Here is an 11,337-nt window from a genome sequence, read left to right as displayed (position 1 = left end):
ATTCCCAGATCCTCAGCCAGGTCACTAAGCATCAACCTGAACCTTGGGCCTTTTGTAACTCTCCCGTGAAGCCGCGGAGATACGTGCCGCAGGACGACCTGCCGTGGCAGTGCCTGCCTTCTCCTCAAGCTCCCGGCAAAGCGCGCGAATCGTGCGGTGCTGGAAGATCTGCGTTGCCGTCACGGCCAACCCCTCGCGTTGAGAGCGGGCCGCAATGCGGAAGATCAAGAGCGAATCGGCGCCAAGCTCGAAGATGCTGTCCGTCGTGCTCACAGCCTTCAACGCCAGCACCTCAGCCCAGATACCAGCCAACCGGATCTCAGCCTCGGTCACCGGCGCAGTGAACTCCCTGGTCACCGATTTTACCCCGAGCCCTTCCGCATCCGCATGACGAATCAGCGACTTTCGGTCCACCTTCCCGTTTGGGGTTCGAGGCATCTCCCGTAACGCAATGATTGCATTCGGAATCATGTACTCCGGCAAGCTCCGCTCCAACAGCAGTTGCAGCTCTTCCACCAGTCCAGCGGGCTCAGCAGCAGACTCCCCGGCATCGACAAACCCAACCAACCGGCTAGCACCTGACTCGCCAATCTTCTGCTGCACCACAATAGCCTCACGCACCTTCGCGTGCTTGCCCAGCGCGGACTCAATGTCTCCAAGCTCGATCCGATACCCGCGAATCTTCACCTGAAAATCAGCCCGCCCCATCAGCTCGATCGACCCATCCATATGCCAGCGTCCAACATCCCCCGTGCGATAAATCTTTCCCTCGCCAAACGGACTCGCAACAAACTTCTCTGCCGTCAGCTCCGGCCGCTTCCAGTAACCCCGCGCCAGCCCATCGCCACCAATATAAAGCTCGCCCGTCACGCCAACCGGCACCGGCCTCTGCCGCTCATCCAGCACATAGAACTGGGTATTCGCAATCGGCGGCGCAACATGCAGCGGCCCATCACCATGCGTCACCTTGGTCGCAGAAGACCAGATCGTCGTCTCCGTCGGCCCATACACATTCCACACATCGTTGCTACGCTCCAGCAACTTCTCCGCCAGATCTCTTGGCAGAGCCTCACCACCGCACAGCACCTTCAGCGGCAGCGCACTCGTCCAACCCGCGTCCAGCAGTATCCGCCATGCCCCCGGCGTAGCCTGCAGTACAGTTGCCTTCGTGCTCTCCAGCAATCGCAGCAGCATCGTCCCATCCTGCACCTGTTCATCGGTTGCAATCACCAGCTTCGCGCCCGTCAGCAGAGGCAGTAGCAACTCCAGCGCAGCAATATCGAACGCCAGCGTCGTCACAGCAACCAGCACATCCTCTGAGCCAAGCCCAGGCTCACGCTCCATCGAACGCAGCAGATTCATCAACGCCCCATGTTCGATTGCCACACCCTTCGGCACGCCCGTCGAACCCGACGTATAGATCACATAAGCCAGTGAATCCGAGCCAATCGTCCCCGGCAGCGCTTCATTCCCCTGAGGCTGAGGCCCGGTAATCTTCAAAATAGGAGCCGTAGTCTCCACGCTCGAATCTCGTCCAGCCAGTAGCATCGAGATCCCCGCATCCCCCAGAATCATCGAAAGCCGTTCCCGCGGATGCCGCGGATCAAGCGGTAGATAAGCACCGCCCGCCATCATCACCGCCAGCATCGCACCCACCATCTCCGGCGAGCGCTCAACACAAATCCCAGCCAGCCCACCCGGCTTCAACCCTTCGCGCACCAGCCTCTTCGCCAGGATCGTCGAATACTCCATCAACTCCCCATAGCTCCAACTCTGCGGCCCACACTGGATCGCCACACGCTCCGGATGCTTTGCAGCCACGTTTAGAAACGCTGCAGGCATCGCCTCAAACGCACCGAAGTAAACGTCCGTCTTGTTCCATTCGCTCACCACCAAAGCCTTCTCAGCCGCAGGCAGCATCTCCAAATCGAGCACCTGTACCGTCGCGTCCAGCGTCTCGCTCGTCAGCATCTGCGCCCACAGCCCCATCCAACGATGCAACGTAGCCGCATCGAACAGATCGCTGTTGAAGTCGCACATGAACTCCAGATCGCTACCCATCTCCACCACATTCAGAAACAGATCCGTGTTCACAAACTGTTTCGCATTCGCCTTGATCTCAGTCGTCAACCCGTCGAACTGCACATTCGCCCCAACCTTCTCCAGGTTGAACTGCACCTCGATCAGTGGCAGCCGGCTCGGATCACGTTCGAACTTCAGCTTCTGCAACAAGCTCCCGTAAGTAAACTCCTGGTGATCGTAAGCGTCCAGCAGCGCTGTCCGAGTAGCCTTCATATGCTGCTGCACCGTCTCGTCACCCTTCAACTCACTCAGCATCGGCAGGAAGTGGACGCAATGCCCCACCAGGCTCGCACCCTCAAACAGCGCCTGCCCCGCAGTCGAGATGCCCACCACCACCTCATCCTGCCGGCTCAACCGATGCATCAGAATCTGGAACGCAGACAGCAGTGTGACGTACAGCGTGCAACCGTTCTTAGCACTCAGCTTCTTCAGATCCGCATAAAGCTGCGCTCCCAGCGATCCTTCAATCGTCGCGCCATTGAACGTCTTGTTCACCGGCCGCGTTCGATCCGTCGGAAGATCTAGCCGCGGCGAACGCCCTTCAAACTTCGAAACCCAATACCGCTCATTATCCGCAAACTCACCCGACTCCTGCCGCTTGCTCTCCCGCACCGCATAGCTGCTGAAGGGAAGCAGCGGAGCCAGCCCCGTCAACGCAGAAGCTCCCTTGCTATAGACCTTACCCACCTCTTCCAGCAACTGATTCGCAGACCATCCATCCAGCACGATATGGTGCGCCGTCAGCACCAGCACCGCATCGCGGTCGCTCGCGATGAAACAAACTGACCGCAGCAGCGGCCCGTTATGCAGATCGAACGGCGCCTTACCCTCACTCACAACACGCTCGTCAATCAGCTTCTTCTGCTCTTCAGCAGAAGTCAGCCGAAGATCCACAATCTCATTCTGACCCGTAAACGCAGGTGAAAAGCACAGGCTCTCCCCATCCACGCTCACCGTACTCCGCAGCGCATCATGCCTCGCCACCACGGCATCCAGCGCGAAGCTCAAGTCATCCATCCGCACCGGCCCATGCAGCCGCAACGTCAGCGATTCATTGAACGCACAGTTCGCCTCATCGCTTAGCGCTGCCGCCAGGAACACCTCGCGCTGCGGCTCCGTCAGTTGAATCCGCGCAGGCGTCTCAGACAGCGCATCCGGATGCATCCCCGCCGCCACCGGAGCCTCAGCAAGCTCACGCGGCATCGCTCCGTTCGTCTGCATCTCCAGAATCGTGTCCTTGAAGGCCTTCTCCACCGCATCCAGGTCGGCCTCTGTATGAGCCGTCGTCAGGAAGCATGGATAGCCCTCCTGGATATGAATCCCCTTCGCTCGCATCGCGTAGTAAAACAAGCTGCCCAGACGAGCATCATGAGGAAACACGAAGTAAAACCATGAAGCAAAGTGATGCACCCGGCAAGGCACACCCTCATCCGCAAAGAACCTATCCAGCGACTCCGCAATCCGCGCCGTCTTCCTGTTCAACTCAAGCTGAAGCTCCGGCCCATTCGCCTTCAGATGATTCAGCACAGACCGCGCCGCAGCCAGCGCCAGCGGATGCCGCACAAACGTCCCGGCAAAAAACGTAACCCCAACCTCCGGCCCGGAGTCATCGCCAAACTGCCACGCACCACCGTCCAGCGCGTCAAGATACATCGCCTTACCGGACAGCACGCCAATCGGATGTCCACCGCCGATCACCTTGCCGTACGTACACATATCCGCGCGGATGCCGTACTTCTCCTGCACTCCACCCGGCGCAAGCCTGAACCCCGTGACCACCTCATCGATGATCATCACGGTCTCGCTCTTCTCCGTGATCGTCCTGATCTCACGTATGAAATCAAACGGCTGCAGCCCCGGATTACGCGTCTGCACCGGCTCAATCAACACCGCAGCAAGTTCCCCCGCATTCGCCCTGATCCACGCCAGCGACTCATCCGTCCCGTACTCCAGCACGATGATGTTCGTCGTATTCGCCAGCGGAATCCCCGGCGCAACAGGTGCGCTGCCACGCGGCGTATTGCGGATCAGCACCTCGTCGAACGTACCGTGATAGTCGCCCGCAAAGTACACCACCTTATCGCGGCCAGTGACAGTTCTGGCCACACGAATCGCAGCCATCACAGCCTCTGACCCCGTGTTGCAGAATGTCGCACGCTCATTACCGGTCAACTCACAGATCAGCGCCGCAACCTCGCCCGCAAGCGCCGACTGCGGCCCAATCGCCACACCCTTATCCAACTGCGCCTTCGCCGCCTCCACCACGAACTCAGGCGAGTGCCCAAACATAATGCACCCGTATCCATTGACGATATCGATGTACTCATTCCCGTCGACGTCCCAGATCTTGGACCCCCTCGCGCGATCCGTAATCAGCGGGTACACCATCTCCTTCCACTGCGGACGGAAGCCCGCCACCGCACGCGGATCGGCCAGCCGGGCACGCGAGGCCTGCGTCATGCTCTTCGAAGTCGGCGTCATCGCCTCATACTTCGCAATCAAATCCGCGATGTACTTCTTCTGCTTATCATCCAACTCGTGCGAGGTCTTAGCCTGCAAAGGCCGGAACGATCCATGCTTCACATCCGCATTGCTCACCGGCACCGGAGAGGTCGTAGCCACGGCAGGCTTGCTCACCACCATCGCCGCACTCACAGCCGGGGCAGCCATTCCAGCCGCACCCCGCAACGTAGCAAGCTGATTCGCGAACAGCTCGGACATTGCCGCAAGCTGATCCGACAGCAACCGCTCGATCGGCGTATTCCCGGTATTCGCATTTGTAACAGTCACTGTTCCCGCAGTACTTATCGGTGCGACCACAGCAACCGGAGCAGCGGCAGGGAACGCATCCGCCGGCAGAATCTCATCCAGGTAACCCGCCAGACTCGCAATTGTCGAGTACTGTTCCATCAACTGGCGGAACGTCAGCTTCACCCCAAACGTCCGCTGCAAAGACTGCGTAGCCTGCGTCAGAAACAACGAATCAAACCCAAGCTCGAGGAACGGATGATCCATCTCCTCAGCGCTCGTTTCGATGCCGCTCATCTCGGCAAATACACCGGCAATCATCTTCTGAAGCCGCACAGGACGAGCCTCAACAGCAGTAGGCATAGCAGCAGCAAGTGGAGCAGTGTTATTCATAGGTGTGGCCTCAATCTTTGATATTCCTTCAGGCGTAGTGCGGGCAGGCGGCTCAACCCAATGCAGCTTCCGTTCAAACGGATACGTCGGCAGTGAAACTCTGTGCCTGACTTCATTCGCATAGTAAGCAGCCCAGTCGATCCCAACGCCCACACTCCAAAGCTCGGCAACCGCCGCCTGCACGGGCTTCGATTCACGATCAGCCCGAGGCATCGGCAGGGAAGCCACCGCACTGAACTCACTCACTCCGCGCTGGTGCATGCTCAATGAGGTCAAAGCCTCCCCCGGCCCAACCTCCAGCAGCACATCGAACCCATCGCCCAGCAGCGTAGCCACCGCATCGCCAAACCGCACAGCCTTCCGGCACTGCTCCGCCCAGTAGCGAGGACTCATCGCCTGATCGGATGTAATCCAAGTCCCACTCACACTCGATACAAACCGCATCGCAGGAGCCTTCAACTCCAAGGCTGCAACCTCAGCCTCAAACCCCGCGAGCATCGGCTCCATCATCTCCGAATGAAACGCATGAGACGTATGCAGCCGACGGAACCCAACCCCATCCCGCTCCAACTCAGCCTCAAGCCCCACAATCGCCTCAAACGATCCCGACAGCACACTAGCCCGTGGAGAGTTCAAAGCAGCAATTGATACTCCCGCTGTTACATACTTGCCCAAAGCCTCTTCACCCAGCGCAACCGAGGTCATTGCGCCCGCAGCAAGCTCCTGCATCATCCGCCCACGCAGGCAAACCAGCCGCATCGCATCCGCAGCAGTGAACACACCCGCAACCGTAGCCGCAACATACTCACCCAGGCTATGCCCCACCACGGCCTCAGCCGTCACGCCCCAGCTCTCCCAAAGCCGAGCCAACGCCAACTCCGTCACAAACAAAGACGGCTGTGCATACCGCGTCTGCTGCAGAGTCGCACTCGCAGTCTCGCTCACGGGGGCAAACATCAACTCCCGCAGATCAACCTCAAGCGCCCCACCCACAGCCTCACAGCACTCATCTACAACCCGCCGATACACCGGCTCCGCAGCATAAAGCTCCCGGCCCATCCCCACAAACTGAGAGCCCTGCCCGGAGAACAGAAATGCAACCCGCCGCTGCCCCTTACCCACAGCCGTCCGCTTCCGCTGAGACCGTAGCGCCGAAACCGCACCCTCAACATTCGCCGCACTGAAAGCAAACCGATGCTCATATGCCCGGCGTCCAACGCTCAGCGTATAAGCTACATCCGCCAGCTTCACCGCAGACCCAGCCTCAAAGAACCCCGCAAGCCCTGCCACCACAGCCTCCAAGGCCGCAGCGCTCCTGGCCGATACACAAACCACCTGATCCCGCTCAGACTCCCCGGACTTCTCTATTCCCGGAGCCTCTTCCAGCACCACATGCGCATTCACGCCACCCACGCCAAACGCACTCACACCGGCCCGCAACGGCCCATCCGCAGTCCAAGCTCTAGCATCTTTGGAAACAAAAAACGGCGTCTCCGCAAAATCGATATTTGGATTCGGAGCCTCATAGTGCGCCAGCCCCGGAATCGTCCGGTGCGTCAGCGACATCGCCGTCTTGATCACCCCCGCCACGCCCGCAGCACTATCCAGGTGCCCGATATTCCCCTTAGCCGTCCCAATCGAACAAAAGTTGTTACGATCTGTGCCCAGCCGGAAAGCCTTCGTCAGCCCTGCAATCTCAATCGGATCGCCCAGCGGTGTCCCCGTCCCGTGCGCTTCGATATACGTAACACTTTCAGGCTCAATTCCCGCCATCGCCTGCGCCGCCGCAATCACACGGCTCTGCCCATCCACCCCCGGCGCCATGTATCCGGCCTTCGCAGACCCATCATTGTTCACTGCAAACCCTCGGATCACAGCCGAGATATGATCTCCATCTCGCACCGCATCCTCAAGCCGCTTCAGCACCACCACACCCACGCCATGCCCAAATACCGTACCCGTCGCGCTCGCGTCAAACGGCCTACACACTCCATCGCGAGAGGCCATCCCGCCATCCTGATAAATATGCCCACGCCGTTGCGGAAACGTAGCCGAAGCCCCGCCCGCCAGCGCCATATCGCACGTATAGTTCATCAGCGCCTGGCTCGCCTGGCAGATCGCTACCAAGGACGTCGCACAAGCCGACTGCACACTCACCACAGGCCCGCGCAGGTCCAGCTTGTAAGCCGCCCGAGTCGTCAGAAAGTCTTTATCGTTCCCCAGCGCCACCTGAAACTCACCCACCTGGTAGTTCGCCGTAAGCCGATCCAGAAACTCACGATCATGGCTAAGATTCGCCAGCAAATACGTATTCAGAGAGCATCCGGCAAACAGTCCAATCTCCCCCGCATACTCCTGCGAAACATACCCCGCATCCTCAAGCGCCTGCTGACAAGCCTCCAAAAAGATCCTGTGCTGCGGGTCCATGCGGTCGGCTTCCTTTGGCGCAATCCCAAAGAACTCCGCGTCGAACATCCCCACATCTTCAAGTATCCCCCGCGCCGCAACATAGTCCTCCCCGCCGCTCTGCCCATCGCGAGCCTCAAGCTCCGTCGCCGTGAAATGAGAGACCGTATCCTTGCCCGCCAGCAAATTCTCCCAGAACGTCGCGACATCCTTCGCCCCAGGAAACTTCCCCGCCATCCCGATGATCGCAATCCCATCCATCACTTCGTCACTCACCGAGCCACACTCCTCAAAGCCTTGGCTCGCGCAAACGAATCACGCTGCCTCCGAGCCTTATCGGCCGCATTCCCAGCATCCGCCGTCACCGTCTCACGCCCCGCACCCAACCGCGCCGCCAGCGTACGCACCGTCGTGCACTCAAACATCCACGTAATCGGAATCGCCCTCTTCAGCTCCTCCGCAAGCGCACTCCGAACCCCAATCAACATTAACGAGCTTCCGCCAATATCGAAGAAGTTATCGTCCATCCCCACAGCCTGCGTCTTCAGAACCTGCCTCCAGATCGCAGCAACGTGCTCTTCCATGCTCGAACCCGGCGCCAGCCGCGGCGCATCAGGAAGGGAAGAGGTCATCGCTTCCGGTAAAGGTAGAGCATCACGATCCACCTTCCCATTCCCATTCAGTGGTATACCCGTTACTGCCGTGTAGAACGCCGGCCGCATATGCACCGGCAGCCGCTCCGCAAGCCACTTGCTCACCGTCTTCGCATCCACATCCACACTCGCCGCAACAAAGTAAGCCGCCAGCCGTTGAACCCCACCGTCCCCCATCAAAGGCACAACGCAAGCCTGCGCCACACCCGCGAATTCCACCAGCGCAGCCTCAATCTCGCCCAGTTCGATCCTGAACCCATTCACCTTCACCTGCCGGTCAGCCCGCCCCATGTAAACAAGCTCCCCATCCTCACGCCGCTTCGCAAGATCACCAGACCGATACATCTTCGCTCCGCTGACACCCCCACTTACAAACGGATCATCGACAAATCGTTCCGCCGTAAGCTCAGCCCGATTCAAATAGCCCAGCGCCACTCCCGCCCCACCGACACAGATCTCGCCCGTCTCCCCCACCGCCACAGGCTTCAACTCCCCATCCAGCAGATGAAGTTGCAGATCCGGAATCGCCTCACCGATCAGGCTGTCCGTCTCCCGCTCCGCATCCTCCGCAGTGATTCGCCGATACGTCACATGCACCGTCGTCTCGGTAATCCCGTACATATTCACCAGCTCAGGCCGTTGATCCCCATGTCGCTCGAACCACGGCTTCAGCGCCCGCAGATTCAAAGCCTCCCCGCCGAAGATCACCGTCCGCAGCGCCAGAGGTTTGCGACCCACACGCCCCTCAGCCTGCACCAGCAGGTTGAACGCAGACGGCGTCTGGTTCAGCACCGTCACACCTTCATCCGCCAGCAGAGCATAAAAGTCTTCCGGCGACCGGCTCACCCCAAACGGCACAATCACCAGCCTCCCACCCGTCAGCAGCGGCCCCCACATCTCCCACACGCTGAAGTCGAACGAGAACGAATGAAACATCGTCCACACATCGTTCTCGTCAAAGTGAAACCAGCCATCCGTCGCACTAAACAGCCGAGCCACATTCCCGTGGCTCACCATCACGCCCTTCGGCTTACCGGTCGAGCCCGACGTATAGATGATGTAAGCCAGGTCCTCCGCACCAGCACCCTCACCAGCAACCTCGCCCCCAGCACCGGCAGCAAGCTCCTCCACCGAAACCCCACCCTTGCCGATCACCACCATCGGCCGCGCATCCGCCAGCGTCTCCGCCACCCTCGCCTCAGGGTAAGCCGGATCGATCGGCAGATAAGCCGCCCCGGCCTTCACCACTCCCAGCATGGCCGCGACCAGATCAACAGACCGCTCCATCAAAATCGCCACCACCGCCCCGCGTCCCACGCCCCTCCGCGCCAGCCCTGCGGCAACAGCATCCGCCCGCGCCCCCAGCGCCTCATACGTCACAGCATCCGCACCCATCGAAACCGCAACCCGCGCCCCATGCCGCATACGAGCCTGTTCAAACAGCGACCCCAGCGAGCCCCCAACGGCCACTTTCATCTCCTCGTCGCGTACGGCATTCAACTGCGTCATCAACAATCCTGACTTAGAATTTGCTTCCACCATCATCCCTCTAAAAGGCCCGGCGCAAACCAAAAAAGATCGCGATCATCCCAAGAAGCGCAATCGTCAACTGCAGATCCTGCCACAGCGGCTTCATCCCCTCACGCGTAGCCCCAAACTGCGTCACCACATACAGCGGAAGGTCTCCCGCGGCCACCGCAACCACGGCCCCAACCAGCCCATAGAAGTGATACGCCACCGGTATCCCCGCCAGGATCGCCACGCAATAAGCCGCATTCCCATAAGCGTTGTAGCTTGATTTCCCCAGAGAAAACAGCACCGGCCGAGTCGTGTTGTAGAGCATCGTGTGCCAAAGCCCCGCCGCCAGCACCGGAATGATCCAAGCCCCCTCGTGATACCTCACCGGGTAAAGCTTCAGAATCAGCAGGTTACCCCACACGATCATCGCCGCCAGCAGCGCCGCACCAATCAGCAATCCATAAGCCCTGTACTTCAGAAATTGCGCCCGAAACTCCGCCATCGGCAAATGAATGATCTTCGCCACAAACGGATAGCCCACCTGCGACGAAAGCGCCCCAATCACAGACCGCGGAATGTCGGAGATCTGAAACGCAATCAGGTAGATCCCCAGCATCGTCAGGCTCACCAGTTTGCCCAGGATCAACCGGTCCGCCTGCGAGGCAAAGAAGAAGAACGCCGTCCCCAGCACGATCCACTTCCCAAACCGCACAATCTCGTGGATCGAAGCCTTATCCCAGCACAGCCTGTTCCGCACCCCAGGCACAATCTTCTTCTGATGACTCAGCACCAGCCGGTAAGTCGCAGCAAAAAGACTCCCCACCACCAGCGCCCACACAGACGGCCGATAGTAAGCCCACGTCACCGTCACCGCCAGCGTCAGGATCTGCGTGCTGAAGTCCAGCGCAAACAGCCGCCTGACCCCCATATGCCGCGCCAACGTAAACAGCCCCACGCTGTTGAAGCCATTCAAAATTGTCGTCAGCGCCAGCACCGGCAGCACGTACACCAGTTGCGGATCGTGATAGAACTTCGCAGCCGGCCATGCCAACGCCACGGCCACCAGCCAAAGCACGCATCCGCGCATCGCCTGCAGCGTCCACGCCGTATTCAAAAAAAGTGGTTCATCCCCATGCTTGCTTTGGATGATGCTCGGCTCCAACCCCAAATCGGACAGCAGCGTCATCCCCACAATCAGCGTCATCACCAGCGATAGCTCGCCAAACGCCTCCGGCAGCAGCAACCGCGTCAGCACCAGACTGTTGACGACCCTCAGCCCCTGCGCCGCCCCATAAGACAAGATCGTCCACAGCGTCGCGTTGAGCGCCTTTGATTCCAGCGAGGCCATCTCAATCTGCGGCGCTTCCACCACGATCACGTCGTCTACGATCTCTTCCATGTGTCCCGTCGCCGTAGGGGGTTGACTCCATCTTCGAGTTTCCCTTGAGACTACCCCTCCAACCATCCCAACTAAGTTGTATCGCTTGGAAAACGCATGACTTTGGGGTGATGGGGGGTGACGGCCTATATTCCCGCC

At 59.7% G+C, this 11,337-nt stretch carries 3 protein-coding genes; all 3 read right to left on the bottom strand.

Annotated features, from left to right (window positions below; translation table 11 throughout):
* Window positions 1-24: 24 nt before the first annotated feature.
* From ACIX9_RS09305 to ACIX9_RS09295, 3 genes are read right to left on the bottom strand one after another with little or no spacing between them, the layout of a single operon-like run.
* Window positions 25-7,905 carry a hybrid non-ribosomal peptide synthetase/type I polyketide synthase gene (locus ACIX9_RS09305; protein WP_013580223.1) on the bottom strand — a complete coding sequence of 2,627 codons (7,881 nt, stop codon included), beginning with the start codon at window positions 7,903-7,905 and terminating at the stop codon, window positions 25-27.
* On the bottom strand, window positions 7,902-9,791 hold the full coding sequence (locus tag ACIX9_RS09300; protein ID WP_013580222.1) for an amino acid adenylation domain-containing protein: 1,890 nt from the start codon (window positions 9,789-9,791) through the stop codon (window positions 7,902-7,904). Before ACIX9_RS09300 ends, ACIX9_RS09305 begins: the two co-directional genes overlap by 4 nt.
* Window positions 9,792-9,831: 40 nt before the next feature.
* The gene (locus tag ACIX9_RS09295; protein WP_013580221.1) at window positions 9,832-11,199 is read right to left on the bottom strand and encodes an oligosaccharide flippase family protein; all 1,368 of its coding nucleotides are present in this window, start codon (window positions 11,197-11,199) and stop codon (window positions 9,832-9,834) included.
* Window positions 11,200-11,337: the final 138 nt, after the last annotated feature.

The sequence above is a fragment of the Granulicella tundricola MP5ACTX9 genome, from assembly GCF_000178975.2.
Taxonomy (GTDB): Bacteria; Acidobacteriota; Terriglobia; order Terriglobales; family Acidobacteriaceae; genus Edaphobacter; species Edaphobacter tundricola.
Note: the sequence above shows the minus strand (reverse complement) of the source record. Positions and strands in the feature narration are given on the sequence as shown.